This window comes from Rhizobium sp. PDO1-076 (genome assembly GCF_000247475.1).
Classification (GTDB): domain Bacteria; phylum Pseudomonadota; class Alphaproteobacteria; order Rhizobiales; family Rhizobiaceae; genus Allorhizobium.
Genome location: NZ_AHZC01000383.1, coordinates 14,083 through 30,591 on the forward strand (window position 1 = coordinate 14,083; position 16,509 = coordinate 30,591).

The window sequence follows — 16,509 nt, forward strand, 5'->3', positions numbered from 1 at the left end:
GCTTATCTCCCTTGCCGGTCGATCCGGCTCTGGAAATCAGATTAGGCATGCGCACAGTTTTGTGGCATATCCCAATTCATGGACAAGTTATGCTCCGTCTCCTGACATTGGAAAGGTGAGAGATTGGATATCGCGACGCTGATGACGGTGCATCAGGTTCTGGTTGCCGGTGGCGTGCGCAAGGCCGCTGCCCGCCTGGAGCGTCCCGTCTCCAGTGTTTCGGCGGCGCTCGGCAGGTTTCAGGCGGCTGTGGCCACCCCCATGTTCGCAACGTCGGGCAGTCGCAACCTGCTGACGCTGGAGGGGCGAAGACTGGAAGTGTCGTTGTCACGCGCCGCGGAACTCTCTCTGGCGATTGCTGGTCTCGGACGGGAACCGACCAAGCCAGCATCAACCGAAGATGCACCGCCCCCGGCCCTCACCGCCTCCCTTCCCTTTCTCGTCGCAGCGACACGTCTCTCCATCTCGCTTGCCACTCTGCAGCGCTTCCTGATCATCGCCCGCGCCGGCAGCATCCGCAGGGCTGCGATGGAAATCGGCATGGGCCAGCCGCAATTGACGCGCCAGATGCGGCGACTGGAAACCGAATTGGCTGTCGAGCTGATGAAACGCGGTCAAGCGGGAGTGGTGCTGACAGATGTCGGCCGCCGCCTGCTGGCACTGGCCGAAGACCTCGATCAGGTCTGGAGCCGTCTGAATGAGGGATCGGAAGATCGGTTTCACCGGCTTGGCGCGACTACCCGCCTGGGGGCGGTTTCACCACTCGGATCCGGCAGCCGGGTCGCCCGCATTATCGCAGCGCTGGTCGCCGCCTGGCCAAAGCGACGCGCGCGGGCTCCGCTTTTTGTCACCTCCGCCAGCGCCGATGAACTGCTGGCCGGTTTGAATGCCGGCCTCTACGATCTGGTCCTGGTCGATTGTGACCAGATACCGGATGGCCTGACGGCACAGCCTGTCTGGCAATCCGGGCTGGCGCTGGTCGGATCGGCGGGCAGTCTCGCCGGCAGGACGCTGGCCGACATGCCGGAAATTCTGGCGGCTCGCCGGATTGCTGCGCCCTCGTCACGCACGGGCCTGCGGCAGAAGATCACGCAGTTGATCGACCGTGAATTGCCGCGCGAGCAGCGAGACCGTCTGTCGGTTACCGAAATCGACATGATCCCCGTCATCGCCAATCTCGTGGTCGATCATGGCTATCTCACCGTGATGCCGGTCTCAGCTTTGGCCGGGCTGGAGGGTGAGATGGACGCCATTCCCCTGCCCGATCACTACGATATTCGCCTGACGCTGGTGCGCCGCCCTTCCCCTGTCGCCGATGCAGCGATGGCCGTGGCGCTCGATATTCTGAACGAACTGCCGTTTGAGCCTGATGGCAGATCGTCGGATCAAAGTGCAAAAAAGCTATCGAAGACAGGCAGCGGCGCTGCCGCGACGAGCCGTGCCAACGTGCCGGGTGCGGCTAGATCGTCTTCCAGGGCCTCGACCTCCGAAGACAGTGGCCTGTCGGAGCGGTAGAAGGCGGAATGGCTGCGCGTGACCTCATGCAGCAAGGCGGCGACGCCTTCCGGTTGGTCGCCGAGGATGTCCGTGCCTTGCGCGGCAAACAGAGCTTCGAGTGCTGCCATGCGCTTCAGGGCTTCGACCTGCCGCTCGAGCCGTTCGACGATCAGCGGCAGGAAGGCTGCCTCGTCCTCGATGCCGTCGGCCACAACCAGCGACTGTGGCGATAGAGCGGATGTCATCGACAGTACGCGGATATAGAGATCACCGACCAGTTTGAGCGCCGGGCCAAATCCCGTTGCCACCGCGCCTGACGGCACGAGATTGACCGGCAAGCCACGTCTGCCACCGTTGGCCAGCAGGACGCAGCGGTTGAAGATGTTGCGTGCGACATGGGCAAGGATCAACTGACCGGCCTGAATCGCAATCGCAACTTCCAGCGGCAGCGAACCGCCAGAGGTCAGGACCTCGCCATCGACCACGACCGGGTTGTCGTCGCTGCGGCCGGTTGCGTTGAGGACGACAGCGCCGATGCGCGAGATCTCGGCAACCGCCACGCCGAAGATCTGCGGCAGCATGCGCAGGCTCAACGGATCCTGGACATGCGACGCATCTTTCCAGTCCCACTTCCCTGACGTTTCGGTCAGCCACCTGCCGATCTCGGATTGCCTGGCGCAACCGACCGTGATCGCCGAGCGCCAGGGCGCACGTGCTGCGCCAAGCGTTGCCGACGACATCAGCGCCGTGCCCATCAGCACCCGCAGGACCTTGGCGGCATCGCGAAGCGCGACGGCACTCGCGGCATAGCCGACGCCATTGACGGACAAGGAGGCGAGTGCATCTCGCGGTGCGAGCCTGATCGGTGCAATACCGACTTCGGGAAATACATCCGAGGTCTTGCGGCGCAGGCCCTGGTAATAGACCTCGCCGACGCCGGTAAGGACCGAGCCGATCTGGCCCATCAGGCCGATATCGGCACAGCCGATCGAACCGGTGCGGCGTACGACCGGGATGACGTCCTTTTCCAGCAGGGCCTGAAATGCCTCGACCAGTTCCGGCGAACATCCGGCGTAACCGGTCAGCGCCGTGTTGATGCGAATGGCGATGGCCTTGCGCACGGTCGGAACGGGAAACGGTGCGCCGGTGCCGAAATGATGCGCATGCACAAGGCCGAGATTGAAGGTGCCGATCTCGTCTTCGCTCCAGTCGGTATCTTTCATCGCGCCGACGCCGGTATTGGCGCCGTAGATGGGTTCCCCGCGGGAGATGGCTGTTTCCACGCCCTCGCGGCCCTTGCGGACGCGCGCCATGCCGGCGGGGCTCAGGCTGACGGACACGCGACCCGAGCCGATGGCGTCGAGGGCGGCGAAAGTGAGAGGCTGTGAGTCAAGGACGATGCCGGACACGGGCGGGAATTTCTCCAACTGCTGCGTGGCATGGGACCGATCGGCGCGACGCATTATGCAAGAGATAGTACAGGCCCCGATGCGCATGGCATATCCCAAATGCCGGACATTCTATGCGTGAATGCGACGTTTCAAATCCTGGGACCCATCTTTGGGTAAAGGTTCGATGCTCACCCGCACTCAGGTCTGGGGCGTGATCAGTGCCAGCTTCGGGAAATAGCTGCGATAGCGACCGCCGTCGCGGGTCAGCACAGGGAAACCGCCGACGGCAGCATGTGCTCCGATAAAGAAATCCGGCAGCACGCCGGCGCGTGATCCGCCAGATTTGCGATAGGCGGTGAAGGCCTTGCCGGCGAGAAACAGGGCTGCCTTGGGGATCGGAGCCTGGATCAGGCCAGCCGCTGCGACAAATTCGTGCAGCCGCTCGATCTTGGCATAGCGCACTGCAAGTTCGGAATAGACCACGTCGTTGATCAGGAGCGGTCCTTCAAGGGCCGCAGCCTCCAGCCGGTCCACCGACCACGGTGCCCAGATGGGATCGTCGGTAACCAGATCGAGCAGAACATTTGTATCGACGAGGATCAATCCTTTTCGCCTCGTGTCAGGGCCATGATCGCGTCGGTGCTCATGCCTTCGCCGGCATGGCCGCGCAACGCGCCGAAACGGTTCCTTCCGACCTTGCGATCGGCACGGGTCAGCACCACGCTGCCATCTGCGGCGCGGTGAAACTCGACCTCCGTGCCCGGCACGATGCCGAGCAGGTCGCGTACCGGTTTGGGGATCGTGACCTGCCCCTTGGATGTCACTGTTGTCGCCATGTCAACCTCGGTAATACCTGATCAAATAAAAGTATTACCTCTGCATATGCGATGCAAGAGGCAGTCGCCGCCTATTTCTCCGCGCAGATGGCATAGCGGTGCTGTGTCGCCCGCTCCAGTCCCTTGAGAAAAGAGAAATTCTTGCGCTGGGTGCGGTGGATGGAGGCGAGATCTGTGTCGACTGTGATCTTTTCGAAGCCTGCTTTTTTCAGCAGTTCCACCACGGCATCGGCATGGGCGCCGTCCGAAAAATGGACGCGCGACAGGATGCGATTGTGCGTTTCCGCCATGTCTGAATTCGGCGCGCCATGCATGGCATCCCTGGCCAGGCCGATGCGGGCTGCCCAACGGGTCAAGCGCTTCATCAGGCGGGTCAGGGGTGACACATTGACGAAGTCGCCATCGACAATGAGCACGCGACCACCCGTTCTCAGCACCCGGTGCCATTCGCGAAAACAGGCAAGCGGATCGACCAGCGTCCAGACCAGGTGGCGATTGGTGATCACGTCATAGGACTGGTCGGCTTCCATGGTGTTTTCTGCGTCGCCCATCAGGAATCGGATCTCCCGGCCACGTTTTGCGGCCTTTGCGCGGGCGCGCTCAAGCATCGGCTCTGCCCAGTCGAGACCGGTAACCTTGAAACCTAGGTCGTCGAGGATATGGGATACGACTGCGGTGCCGCAGGCCAGATCCAGCGCGTCCCTCCCCTGCCCTTCGCCAAGATGCTTTCTAAACAGAGCGTGCCAAGCCGCCCGTTCGTCTTCTGAAAAGATTTCATGACCGGGTTGGGTGTCAAAAGTCTCGGCTCTGAGCGACCAATAGGCTTTAATTTCGTCGCGCAGATCGTGATTCGATAGAGTGCTAACAGCTTGCATTGGCTGGATCTTCCGGAAGTGATCGAGAGGTTGGAACACTTCTAAAAGATAATTGTTGACTGGGAAAGTCATAAAAACATAAATCACCGCACAATCTCAAACAGGAGACGCGACAGTGTTTTATCTCGACAAGGTGGCTTCCGCCGCCGCGATTTCGCTCGTTCTTTTTTCCACGGCCGCCTATGCTGGCGAGACCGTGAAGATCAAGGATATCACGGGTCGTGAAGTTGAAGTGAACGTGCCTGTCGAGCGCGTCATCCTCGGCGAAGGCAGGCAGATCTACTTTACCGCAGCGCTGGACACCGAAAAGCCGTTCGGCCGCGTTGTCGGCTGGCGCGACGATTTCAAGAAGGCCGATCTCGACGGCTACAACATCTATCTCAAGAAGTTTCCGGAGATGGAAAAGATCCCGACCTTCGGCGGCATGAAGGATGGCACGTTCGACATCGAGCAGGCTGTCGTCCTGAAGCCTGACGTGATCATCATGAACACGGAAGCAAAGTCTGCCACTGAGGAAAGCGGCTATATCGAAAAGCTGGCAGCCGTCGGCATTCCGCTTGTCTATATCGACTTCCGCGAAAAGCCGATGGAACACACCGACGATTCCATGCGCATTATCGGCAAGCTGTTCGGCAAGGAAGAACGCGCCGAGGAGTTCGTCAAGTTCCATGACGAGCAGATTGCCCGTGTCACCGACACGCTCGCCAAGGCTGCCGACCTGAAGAAGCCTGTCGTGTTTATCGAGCGCGCCGGCGGCTACTCCGACGATTGCTGCATGTCCTTCGGCAATGAGAACTTCGGCAAGATGGTCGAACTCGCCGGTGGCGTGAACATGGCCAAGGACTTCATCCCCGGCACCTTCGGCACGGTCAACCCGGAGCAGATCATCGCATCCAATCCGGACCAGGTGATCGTCACCGGCTCCAATTGGGAGCTGTATGTTCCCGGTGGCAAGTGGGTCGGCGTCGGTCCGGGTGCCGACAAGGCGGTCGCTGCCCAGAAGCTCTCCGATCTGATGAAGCGTCCCGGCTTTACCGATGTGAAGGCGGTCAAGGATGGCAATGTCCACGCCATCTGGCACCAGTTCTATAACAGTCCTTACCAGTTCGTCGCTGTTCAGCAGATCGCCAAGTGGCTGCATCCAGACCTGTTCAAGGATCTCGATGCGGATGCGACCTTCAAGGAAATGCATGAGCGTTTCCTGCCGGTCGACTACCAGCCGGGCTATTTCGCCTCGTTGAAGGCTGGCCTTTGATGGTTCTTGCCGGCGGGGAAACCCGCCGGCCTCCGTTTGCTGGATAGGCTCCGATGTTGGTCGCAAGAAACAGGGCAATTGTTGCCCTTTTGCCGTTTCTCACGGCGCCGTCCTTTGCGGCCCCGCAGGTCCACCAGAAATTCTCGGCGCAGGCTGCCAAGCCCGGCGATTTTGCTTTGTTTGAAAAGGATAACATTGGATGGCCGTCGTGACTGAAGACGTAGCCGGGGTTGAGGGGCGCGGTCGCTACCGTGCCTTGACCGCGCGTCGCGTCCTGATTCTGAGCGCTTTATTCATCGCACTGATTGTCAGTGTTGCCGTGGACATGGCACTCGGACCGGCGCGTTATACGCTGGCTCAGGTCGTTTCGACGATCTTGTCTCCAAGCGAAGCCAATAACCAGCTGCGGGTCGTCATCTGGGATATCCGCATGCCGATCGCGCTGATGGCGGTGACCGTCGGCGCCAGCCTGTCGCTTGCCGGTGCGCAGATGCAGACAATTCTGGCCAATCCGCTGGCAAGCCCTTTCACGCTCGGGATTTCGGCCGCCGCCGGTTTTGGTGCAGCGCTGGCACTGGTCGGCGGGGTGGCCGTCTTTCCGGCGGCCGTGCAATATATGGTGCCGATCAATGCATTCCTGATGGCGATGCTTGCCTCGCTGTTCATCTACAGCGTCTCGACATTGCGCGGCGTAACGGTCGAGACGATCGTCCTGCTCGGTATTGCCCTGGTTTTCACCTTCAATGCGCTGCTGTCGCTGCTGGAATATCTGGCATCCGAACAGGCGCTTGCCGCCGTCGTTTTCTGGACCATGGGTTCGCTCACAAAGGCGACATGGGCAAAGGTCGGTGTGACCGCTGCCGTTCTGGTATTTTGCGTGCCGCTTTTTGCCCGCAAGGCCTGGGCTTTGACAGCCCTTCGTCTCGGTGATGACAAGGCCGCGTCCTTCGGCGTCAACGTCAAGGCTTTGCGGCTGGAAACGATGATGCTGGTCAGTCTGCTTGCGGCGATCCCCGTGTCATTCGTCGGCACGATCGGCTTTATCGGCCTGGTTGGCCCGCATATCGCCCGCATGCTGGTGGGCGAAGACCAGCGCTTTTTCCTGCCTGGTTCGGTGATCTGCGGCGCATTGCTGCTGTCGGTGACCTCGGTCGTCTCGAAAATGCTGATCCCGGGCGCAATTCTGCCGATCGGGGTCATCACCGCGCTCGTTGGTGTGCCCTTCTTCTTCTCGCTGATTTTCACCCATCGGAGGCGCGCATGGTAGCCCTGAAGCTCGAGGCGCTTGGCGCTCACTATGGCCGCAACCGCATTTTTACCGATATCACCACCGGCGATATCGTCGGCGGTATGCTGACAGCGGTGATCGGCCCGAATGCTGCGGGAAAATCGACGCTGTTCAAACGCATCGCCGGCCTGTTGAAGGGTGACGGCGTTGTGCATGTCAGTGGGGAGGAAAGCCTTCGGCCGATTTGCTACATGCCGCAGGATACCGGCGCCAATGCCGTACTCACCGTCTATGAAAGCGTTTTGCTCGCCTCAAAGCAGGGCTCCGGCTGGAAGGTGGCTGATCAGGAACTGGTCGATATCGACCGTATCCTGTCATCGCTTCGCATCACCGATCTTGCGTTCCGCGATCTGGGTGAACTGTCGGGTGGCCAGCGGCAACTGGTCGCCATTGCCCAGGCACTGGTGCGCAAGCCGCAAATTCTGCTGATGGACGAGCCGACGTCTGCTCTCGATCTCTTCCGGCAGATCGAGGTGCTGCAACACATGCACCAGCTTGCTCGCCAGACAGACATGGCGGTCCTGATCGCGCTTCATGATCTCAACCATGCCATGCGCTACTGCGACCATTCTCTGGTCGTGGCAGACGGTCGTCTGGTTGCCAATGGCCCGACGGCCGATGTGATCACCCCTGCCCTGCTTCGGCAGGTTTACCGCGTGGATGCGCGCATCGAGAACTGTACGCAAGGTCGCCCGTTGGTGATCGTGGATGCTGCCCTGGCCTGATCGAAGACGACGTTCTTGCTGTTTCGGCAGGAATGTCGCTCAGCTCAAGCCCATGTAACGACCCGGCTTGTGGTTGATGGCGATGATCAGGTTCGCGATCGCAGCGCCCAGCACGGAATAGGCAAGGCGGTCTGCCGGCAGGATGAAAAAGGCCGCGGCGAGGATTGCCAGATCGACGCCGAGTTGCACGTATCCGGCCCGAATACCGAGCTTTTCCTGCAGGTAAAGTGCGAGGATATTGATGCCGCCAAGGCCCGTGCGATGGCGAAACAGCATCAAGAGGCCCGTGCCGATCAATCCGCCACCGATGATCGTCGCATAGAGCGGGTCGAGATGGGAGAAATCGATCCACGCCCCGTTGAGTTTTGACAGGATCGAAACCAGCGCCACTGCGGTGAACGTGCGGATGGTGAAGCCCCAGCCCATGCGTTTGACCGCAAGGATATAGAACGGCAGGTTGACCAGGAAGAAGATCAGCCCGAAACCCCAGCCAGACGCGTAGGACATCAGCAAGGCCAGACCGGCGGTGGAGCCAACCGTCAGCATCGTCTTGGTGTAGATCAGCGTTCCCAGCGACACGAAGAGCGTGCCGGACAGCATCGCCAGCACGTCTTCATAGAGCCGGTGACGCTCTGTGGGCGCCATCGGGTTGACGGTTGCGGTGGTCATGGGCTGTTATCCAAGCAATGGCTTGAGGACTGAGGCAACCCGCGCGATGTCGGCACTTTTCAGTCCTGCGATGTTGATGCGGCCGGAGGTCGGCATATAGATGCCGTGATCCTTGCGCAGATCGAGCACTTCGCTCTCGCTCAGCGGCAGCAGCGAGAACATGCCCTGCTGCTCGGCAATCTGCGGCGCAAGCTGCCAGCCATCGGATAGCGCATGGGCCAGTTCCCGGCGCAGGCCGTTCAACCGGTCGCGCATCGAATTCAGTTCAACGACCCAGTCGCTGCGCAGCGTCTCGGAGGCAAGAATGGTGCGAACGACGGCAGCACCGTGATCCGGCGGCATGGAATAGCTGGTGCGGGCCATGGTAACGAGATTGGAGCGGGCGATATCGGCGGCGGTCTGCGTTTCGGCGACGGCAAAGATCGCGCCGGTGCGTTCGCGGTAGATGCCGAAGGATTTCGAGCAGGAGACGGCCACCAGCGCCTCAGGCGCGGCTTTGATCACCTGGCGCAGCCCCGCCACATCTTCATCGATGCCGGTGCCAAAGCCTTGGTAAGCGCTGTCGATCAGAGGGATGAGACGGCGCTCGGCAACAATGGCCGCCAGTTCCTGCCACTGCGCAGCCGTCAGGCCAGCCCCTGTGGGATTGTGGCAGCTCGCATGGATCAGCACGGCGTCGCCCGCCTGGGCGCCGGTCATCGCTTTCATCATGCTGGCAAAGCGCACTGACTGCGTCGGCACATCGAAATAGGGATAGGTTTCAACGGTAAGCCCGGTCGCACCGAAGATACCGGCATGGTTCGGCCAGCTCGGCAGACCAAGCCAGAGGCGGCGGGTTCCGGCACGGGCAAAAAGATCAGACGCTAGACGTAGCGCTCCGGAGCCGCCAGGTGTCTGCACGCCGGCAGCGAACTTGCCCGTATCCTTGCCACCAACCAGATCCCAGAGCAAATCGAGGAAGACTCGGTCGCCTTCCGGGGCGACATAGGACTTGCTTTCCTGGGTTTCAAGCAACTGTTTCTCAGCGGCCTTGACGGCGCGCAGCACCGGCGTACGCCCAAGGTCATCCCGGTAGACGCCAACCCCGAGATCGATTTTATCTGCGCGTGCATCGGCATTGTAGAGCCCGATCAAAGCGAGCAGCGGATCGTTCGGTTGGGAAGCCAGCTTGTCGAACATGAAGAACCTTCTTGAATGGTGCGTAATATGCGCAAATCATAGCAATTCATTCGAGCAAAGTCGCGCCTGATTTTCTCCTCTAGAAGTATAAAAGCTTTGAGGAATTGCGAATTATATGCATTAAGCGCTAGAAAATTGCGCGATATTCGGTAAGCTTGGTGCCATGGCCATTGAACCGCAATTCGAACTCGACCGCATCGATCGCCGCATTATCGAATGCCTGCTCGAAAATGCGAGCTTCAGCAACGCGGAGATTGCCGATCGTGTGGGGCTGACCGCCGCACCTTTATCACGCAGGCTGGCACGCCTCTACAATAGCGGCATCATCCGCCAAGCGGTGATCATCGATGCGGCCCGTGTCGGTCTTGGTCTGCAAGCCTATGTGGAAATCACTCTGGACCGAACCACGCCACAGGTCGGAGATCGATTCATCCAGATGGTCGCGCGATTGCCGGAAGTGGTTGAAATCCACGCGGTGGCCGGCGATTTCGATTTTCTGCTCAAGATATCTGTCCGCGACATGGCCGACTACAAGCGGCTGATCTGGCAGGAATTCGATCAGCTGGCAGAGATCAAGACGATCCGCTCGACCATGGTTTTCGACAGCCCGAAGATTTCATACGGTCATCTGCCGGAATAGAAAAAGGGCGCCGCCGGCGCCCCTCCCCCAGATTGATCGGCGTTGATCGGTTAGCCGGCGCTGACAAGCTTGCCGCGTTTTGCCATGCGGGCGCGGATTGATTCAACATCGGCGCGCGGGGTCGCGGCAAACAGAGTGCGGGTATACTCATGCTGCGGATCGTTGAAAACAGCATCGCGCGTGCCGTATTCGACGGCCTCGCCGTAGTACATCACCATCACTTCGTCTGCGATGTAGCGCACGACCGAGAGGTCATGGCTGATGAACACGTAAGTCAGGCCGAACTCTTCCTGCAGGTCGGCGAGCAGGTTCAGAACCTGTGCCTGAACGGACAGGTCGAGCGCGGATACCGGCTCGTCGAGTACCAGAAGCTTCGGATTGAGCATCAATGCACGGGCAATCGCGATACGCTGTCGCTGGCCGCCGGAGAACATGTGCGGATAGCGGTTGTAATGCTCCGGACCGAGGCCGACCTTGATCAGCATTTCGTTGGCGCGATCGCGACGCTCCGATGCCGTCATCTTGGTGTTGATCAGCAGCGGCTCGCCCAGAACGTCGCCGATCTTCTGGCGCGGATTGAGCGATCCATACGGGTTCTGAAAGACGATCTGCACCTTCTGGCGCATCTCGGCGGTCAGGTGGCCCGGACGAGTATCGACTTTCTTGCCTTCGATCAGCAATTCGCCGCCAGTCGGCTCATCGATGAAGGTCAGGATGCGGGCAAGGGTCGACTTGCCGCAGCCGCTTTCACCGACAATAGCCAGCGTCTTGCCGGTTTCGAGCTTGAACGACACGCCCTTGACCGCATGCACGGTTTTGTCGGCCTTCAGGAAGCCTTGCGGCACATGATAGTCGCGCTTGATGTCGCGGATTTCCAGCATCGGGGTTCCGCTGGTGTTTTCGACCACAGTGCTCATGCGGCACCTCCCGTCGTCTGGGACGCTGCCATAAAATCGGAGACCGTCGTCAGGCGATCACCGGTGGCATTTTCCGGCAAAGCGGAAAGCAGCGCCTTGGTATAAGGGTTCTTCGGGGCTTCGAACAGGGACAGCACGTCGGCCTCCTCCATCTTCTTTCCCTTGTACTGGACGATGACGCGGTCGGCCGTTTCGGCCACGACCGCCATGTCATGGGTGATCATGATCAGGCCCATGCCGGTCTCGACCTGCAGCTTCAGAAGCAGATCGAGGATCTGCTTCTGGATCGTCACGTCAAGCGCCGTCGTCGGTTCGTCGGCGATCAGCAGCTTCGGATTGCAGGCGATCGCCATGGCGATCATCACGCGCTGGCACTGGCCGCCCGACATCTGGTGGGGGAAGTGATTGAGGCGTTCAGCCGGATCCGGCAGGCCGACGAGCTTGAACAGCTCGATCGCGCGCGCCCGGCGTTCCTTGGCACCCATGCCCATGTGCAGTTTCAGGACTTCCTCAATCTGGAAGCCGACGGTAAAGCACGGGTTGAGGCTGGCGACGGGTTCCTGGAAAATCATCGCCACATCCTTGCCGATCAGCTTGCGCCGATCGGAAGGCGACATGCCCTGGATATCGCGTCCGAGAAAGAGCATGCGGTCGGCCGTGATCTTGGCCGTCCAGGGCAAAAGCCCCATGACCGCCAGCATGGCAACGGACTTGCCGGAGCCACTTTCGCCAACGATCGCCAGAACTTCGCCAGCATCGACCGAAAGCGACACGCCGTCGACGGCCTTGAACCAGCCTGAAGCGGTCTCGAACTCGACGGTGAGGTTTTGAATGTCGAGAAGTGCCATGTCAGGACCTCTTCAGCTTGGGGTCGAGCGCGTCGCGCAGGCCGTCGCCCATCAGGTTGATCGCCAGAACCGTGATCAGGATTGCCAAACCCGGGAAGGTCACGACCCACCAGGCACGCAGGATGAATTCGCGGGCTTCCGCCAGCATGGTGCCCCATTCAGGTGCCGGAGGCTGGGCACCCATGCCGAGAAAGCCGAGTGCGGCGGCATCGAGGATCGCGTTCGAGAACGACAGCGTCGCCTGGACGATCAATGGCGCCATGCAGTTCGGCAGAATGGTGCGGAACATCAGGCGGAACGGCCCTGCCCCGGCCAGTCGGGCGGCCGTCACATAGTCACGGGTCTTTTCCGACATCACGGCGGCACGCGTCAGGCGGACGAAATGCGGCTGCAGGGTCAATGCGATGGCGATCATGCCGTTGGTCAGGCCGGGTCCGAGGATCGCGACAAGCACCAGTGCGAGAAGCAGCGACGGAAATGCCAGAATGATATCCATCAGGCGCATGATCGTGGTGTCGAGCCAACCGCCATAGTAGCCGGCAATGACACCGATGGCGATGCCGGTGGTCAACGACAGCGTCGTGACGAACACGCCGATGAACAGCGAATACTGCGATCCGTAGATCAGGCGCGACATGATATCGCGACCGACGGGATCGGTGCCGAGCGGATAGCTCCAGTTGCCGCCTTCAAGCCATGCGGGCGGCAGGAGAATGGCGTCACGATACTGTTCGAACGGCGAATGCGGCGCGACCAGCGGTGCAAACACCGCGATCAGCACGAGGGCGATGAAAACGACGAGGCCGATGACGGCGCCGCGGTTTTCGGAGAAATAGAACCAGAACTCGGCCAACATCTGGCGGCGCATTGCCGCTGTGGTGACCGGCTGGCTTTGAATGGTCTCAGCCATGGGATTTTATCCTTCTAGTGGCGGATGCGCGGGTTGATCAGGCCATACAGGAGATCAACGATCAGGTTGACGACCATGATGATGCCGGCAATCAGCAGCAGTCCGCCCTGGATGACGGGATAATCGCGGCGGAATACGCTGTCGACCATCCATTTGCCGATGCCCGGCCAGGAGAAGATCGTTTCGGTCAGGATCGCGCCGGCAAGCATGACGCCGATCTGCAGGCCGATCGTGGTGATCACCGGGATCATCGCATTGCGAAGCGCATGCAGGCCAACCACGCGGAACGGCGAAAGTCCCTTGGCGCGGGCTGTGCGGATATAATCCTCCGACAGCACTTCGAGCATGGCGGACCGTGTCTGGCGTGCAATGACGGCAAGCGGAATGGTGGCGAGCACGATCGACGGCAGGATCAGATGGCTGAGGGCCGATGAGAAGGCACCCTTTTGACCCGACAGCAGGCTGTCGATCAGCATGAATCCGGTGACAGGCGGGAAGAAGAACATCAGCGAGATACGGCCCGAGACCGGCGTCCATTGCAGGATGCCGGAAAACAGGATGATCAGCAGCAGGCCCCACCAGAAGATCGGCATCGAATAGCCGACGAGCGCGATGCCCATCATCGTCTGGTCGAAGGCCGAGCCACGCTTGATTGCAGCGATGATGCCGGCTGGGACGCCGATTGCGATGGCGATCATGATGGCACAGAAGGACAGCTCGACGGTCGCCGGGAACAGCGCGAAGAACTGATCGATGATCGGGCTCTTCGAGACGATCGATGTGCCGAAATCACCCGTCATGACGCCGCTGATATAGTCGAAATACTGCACGACGATCGGCCGGTCGAGGCCGAGATTTGCGCTGATTTCCGCGTGTCGCTCAGGCGACATCACGCGCTCGCCAGACAAAAGCGCGACGGGATCACCCGGCAGCAGCCGGATGAAGGCGAAGGCTATGATCGATACGCCGATGAAGGTCGGGATCAAGACGGCAAGCCGCCGCAAGAGAAAGCCAAACATGTAGGAGACCTGTTGTTTTTCTTATGAAGGTCGGACCGTGGGCTTGTCGCCTCTTCGGTCACTCGAAAAGCCGTATCGGGTTTCGAACCGTGGAAATCGCCGGATTTTGTCCGGTGGAGCTTAACGAGAATCGCCGCGGGTTTTGGCCCGCGGCGACTGCGTCTCGTATCCGATTACTCGGCGATGTCGACGTTTTCGAAGGTGAAGTCACCGAGCGGGCTCTGAACGAAGCCAGAGACTTCCTTGCGCATCGGAACGATGGACAGGGAGTGGTCGATGGTTGCCCAAGGTGCTTCGCGCTTGAAGACCAGCTGGGCTTCTTCGTAAAGCTTGGTGCGTTCAGCCTGATCGGACGTGACCTTGGCCTTCTTGACCAGGGCGTTGAACTCTTCGTTGCACCACTGAGCGCGGTTGTTGCCGCCCACGGCTTCGCAGCCGAGCAGGGTGTCGAGGAAGTTGTCCGGATCGCCATTGTCGCCGGTCCAGCCGAGCATGACGGCGCCGTCACGATCCTTGGCCTTCGAACGGTCGAGATATTCGGCCCATTCGTAGGAAACGATCTCGACCTTGACGCCGATCTTGGCAAAGTCGTCCTGCATGATTTCAGCCGCGCGGCGGGCGTTCAGCATGTAGGGGCGCGATACCGGCATCGCCCAGATCTTCATCGACAGATCCTTGACGCCGGCAGCTTCGAGCGCCTTCTTGGCGGCGTCGAGGTCGTAGGCATCATCCTGCGTGGCTTCGTTGTAGGACCACATTGTCGGCGGGATCGGGTTCTTGGCCGGAGTTGCCATGCCCTGGAAGACGGCATCGACGATAGCCGGCTTGTTGATCGCCTGGTTCAGGGCCTTGCGCACTTCCGGCTTGTCGAACGGCGCCTGGGTCGTGTTGTAGGCGAGGTAGGCGACGTTCAGGCCTTCCTGTTCCATGACGGTCAGCGACTCGTCGGTCTTCATCGCGGCAACGTCTGCTGCGTTCGGGAACGGCATCAGGTGGCATTCGCCGGCCTTCAGCTTCTGGTAGCGAACGGCAGCGTCGGTGGTGATTGCGAAGACGAGATCGTCGATCTTCGGTGCGCCACCCCAGTAGTCAGCATTCTTCTTGAAGCGGATGACCGCATCCTGCTGGTAACCGACGAAGGAGAACGGACCCGTGCCGACCGGCATCTGGTTGAGCTGTTCCTTCTTGCCTGCCTTTTCGAGGCTGTCGGCATATTCCTTCGACAGGATCGAGGCGAACGGCATGGCGAGGTTGGCGAGGAACGGTGCTTCCGGCTTGTTGAGGGTAATCTTGACCGTCAGGTCATCGACCTTTTCGATCGACTTGATCAGTTCCGGGAAGCCCATGCCTGCGGCATATTCCCAGGACGTGCCGGCGACATACTGGTTCCACGGATGGTCGGCCTTGATCTGGCGTTCCAGCGAGAAGATCACGTCGTCCGCGTTGAATTCGCGGCTCGGGGTGAAGAATTCGGTGGTGTGGAACTTGACGCCCGGACGCAGTTTGAAGGTGTATTCGGTGCCTTCGGCGTTGACGGTGTAGCTTTCAGCCAGACCGGCTTCGGCTTCGGTCGTGCCAGGCTTGAATTCCATCAGGCGGCTGTAAACTGGATGCGCCGACGCATCGAATGTCGTGCCAGCGGTGTACATGCCCGGGTCGAAGCCTTCCGGCGAACCTTCCGAGCAATAGACGAAGGTCTTGGCGCTCGCTGCGCTGGAAAGGAACGTAGCCGCGAGCAATGCTGCGGCGGCAAAGCCAAACTTGTATTTCATGAGCAGTCTCCCAGAGGCGTTGGACCATGACTGTCCGGTCGCCGGTTCTTTTGGTTCCGTGGGGCGTGTTTCGCACCCAGTGTTTTGCAGAACGAGGTGTTGATCCTCATTCCGGCGTACCGAAACGGCGAGACCGCAATGGCTGTCGTAAAGAGGCCAGTGCGCATGCCCGACGTCAAAGCCCGCATGCCCAACGTCATATCGGCTTAAAAAACGTTGTAAAGAGAGATTCTGCCGCAATATCACTTCATTTTAGACTGGAATTTGGCGGAATTCGCCAAGTGCAGGATAAAATTCGCAGAAATAAATCGTAAGCAAGGCAAACGAAATTTGTTTTAGTGATAAGGTAGAAGCATTTGTTTCCAAAGGCTTCGCGCAGCGACGTCGCAAAATGGAAAGCGCTTCTGACTGATCTTGACGGGGATTTTACCACGTCTTGCGGTTTGATCAATCGGTCAAAAAAAGCGAAGTCGGGAGGGGCTTGGGGTCCCCTCCCGCTCCCTATTCGGTCGCAGGCGTTTTGGGCTCGCGACCGAAGAAGAGGGAATAGGCAGCCGGCAGGACCAGAATGGTCAAGACTGTCGCCACGAGGATGCCGCCCATCATCGCATAGGCGAGCGGCCCCCAGAAAATCCCGCGCGAAATCGGGATCAGCGCGAGCACGGCGGTCATGGCCGTCAAGCATGAT

Annotated in this window: 16 protein-coding genes and 1 pseudogene; 5 read left to right on the forward strand and 12 right to left on the reverse strand. The window is 60.1% G+C overall.

The genetic code is table 11. The annotated features are described in order from the left end of the window. Positions 1–261 precede the first annotated feature (261 nt). Positions 262–1,341: pseudogene (locus PDO_RS29165) on the forward strand (LysR family transcriptional regulator); the annotation flags it as partial. A gap of 44 nt (positions 1,342–1,385) precedes the next feature. Here PDO_RS29165 and PDO_RS29170 read toward each other — a convergent pair. The 4 genes from PDO_RS29170 to PDO_RS18135 all read right to left on the reverse strand — a co-directional run bounded on the left by PDO_RS29170 (position 1,386) and on the right by PDO_RS18135 (position 4,599). Continuing rightward, positions 1,386–2,960, reverse strand: a complete 1,575-nt coding sequence (locus PDO_RS29170) for an aromatic amino acid ammonia-lyase (protein WP_052023474.1) — start codon at positions 2,958–2,960, stop codon at positions 1,386–1,388. Between the two features lie 126 nt (positions 2,961–3,086). Further along, on the reverse strand, positions 3,087–3,491 hold the full coding sequence (locus tag PDO_RS18125) for a type II toxin-antitoxin system VapC family toxin (protein WP_007605374.1): 405 nt from the start codon (positions 3,489–3,491) through the stop codon (positions 3,087–3,089). Continuing rightward, complete coding sequence (locus tag PDO_RS18130; RefSeq protein WP_007605375.1) at positions 3,488–3,724, reverse strand: AbrB/MazE/SpoVT family DNA-binding domain-containing protein; 237 nt, start codon at positions 3,722–3,724, stop codon at positions 3,488–3,490. The genes PDO_RS18125 and PDO_RS18130 overlap by 4 nt, the downstream gene beginning before the upstream one ends. A 71-nt stretch (positions 3,725–3,795) precedes the next feature. Beyond that, the gene (locus tag PDO_RS18135; protein WP_007605376.1) at positions 3,796–4,599 is read right to left on the reverse strand and encodes a class I SAM-dependent methyltransferase; all 804 of its coding nucleotides are present in this window, start codon (positions 4,597–4,599) and stop codon (positions 3,796–3,798) included. A gap of 115 nt (positions 4,600–4,714) precedes the next feature. Between PDO_RS18135 and PDO_RS18140 the strand changes: the two genes are divergently transcribed. The 3 genes from PDO_RS18140 to PDO_RS18150 all read left to right on the forward strand — a co-directional run bounded on the left by PDO_RS18140 (position 4,715) and on the right by PDO_RS18150 (position 7,867). Beyond that, a complete protein-coding gene (locus PDO_RS18140) occupies positions 4,715–5,854 on the forward strand; it encodes an ABC transporter substrate-binding protein (RefSeq protein WP_007605377.1) in 1,140 nt (379 codons plus the stop codon). Positions 5,855–6,053: 199 nt separating this feature from the next. Beyond that, positions 6,054–7,121 carry a FecCD family ABC transporter permease gene (locus PDO_RS18145; RefSeq protein ID WP_007605379.1) on the forward strand — a complete coding sequence of 356 codons (1,068 nt, stop codon included), beginning with the start codon at positions 6,054–6,056 and terminating at the stop codon, positions 7,119–7,121. Further along, entirely contained in the window at positions 7,115–7,867 is a 753-nt protein-coding gene (locus tag PDO_RS18150) for an ABC transporter ATP-binding protein (protein WP_007605380.1), read from the forward strand. The genes PDO_RS18145 and PDO_RS18150 overlap by 7 nt, the downstream gene beginning before the upstream one ends. 39 nt (positions 7,868–7,906) lie before the next feature. Here PDO_RS18150 and PDO_RS18155 read toward each other — a convergent pair whose 3' ends face one another. Further along, the gene (locus PDO_RS18155) at positions 7,907–8,536 is read right to left on the reverse strand and encodes a YitT family protein (protein WP_007605382.1); all 630 of its coding nucleotides are present in this window, start codon (positions 8,534–8,536) and stop codon (positions 7,907–7,909) included. A gap of 6 nt (positions 8,537–8,542) precedes the next feature. Further along, on the reverse strand, positions 8,543–9,715 hold the full coding sequence (locus tag PDO_RS18160; protein WP_007605384.1) for an amino acid aminotransferase: 1,173 nt from the start codon (positions 9,713–9,715) through the stop codon (positions 8,543–8,545). 163 nt (positions 9,716–9,878) lie between these two features. On the opposite strand from PDO_RS18160, the gene PDO_RS18165 reads away from it, so the two are divergent. Continuing rightward, positions 9,879–10,355, forward strand: a complete 477-nt coding sequence (locus tag PDO_RS18165; protein ID WP_007605392.1) for an Lrp/AsnC family transcriptional regulator — start codon at positions 9,879–9,881, stop codon at positions 10,353–10,355. Positions 10,356–10,405: 50 nt separating this feature from the next. On the opposite strand, the gene PDO_RS18170 is transcribed toward PDO_RS18165, so the two are convergent. The 6 genes from PDO_RS18170 to PDO_RS27375 all read right to left on the reverse strand — a co-directional run. After that, complete coding sequence (locus tag PDO_RS18170) at positions 10,406–11,272, reverse strand: dipeptide ABC transporter ATP-binding protein (protein WP_007605394.1); 867 nt, start codon at positions 11,270–11,272, stop codon at positions 10,406–10,408. Further along, positions 11,269–12,120, reverse strand: coding sequence for an ABC transporter ATP-binding protein (locus PDO_RS18175; protein ID WP_007605396.1), 852 nt, complete (start codon positions 12,118–12,120; stop codon positions 11,269–11,271). Before PDO_RS18175 ends, PDO_RS18170 begins: the two co-directional genes overlap by 4 nt. A 1-nt stretch (position 12,121) precedes the next feature. Beyond that, on the reverse strand, positions 12,122–13,030 hold the full coding sequence (locus PDO_RS18180) for an ABC transporter permease subunit (protein ID WP_007605398.1): 909 nt from the start codon (positions 13,028–13,030) through the stop codon (positions 12,122–12,124). A 14-nt stretch (positions 13,031–13,044) separates the two neighbouring features. Continuing rightward, positions 13,045–14,049 carry an ABC transporter permease subunit gene (locus PDO_RS18185; protein ID WP_007605399.1) on the reverse strand — a complete coding sequence of 335 codons (1,005 nt, stop codon included), beginning with the start codon at positions 14,047–14,049 and terminating at the stop codon, positions 13,045–13,047. 173 nt (positions 14,050–14,222) lie between these two features. Further along, entirely contained in the window at positions 14,223–15,821 is a 1,599-nt protein-coding gene (locus tag PDO_RS18190) for an ABC transporter substrate-binding protein (RefSeq protein ID WP_007605400.1), read from the reverse strand. 501 nt (positions 15,822–16,322) lie between these two features. Beyond that, positions 16,323–16,509: efflux RND transporter permease subunit (locus tag PDO_RS27375; RefSeq protein ID WP_007605402.1), on the reverse strand; the 187-nt coding region annotated here is incomplete at its 5' end.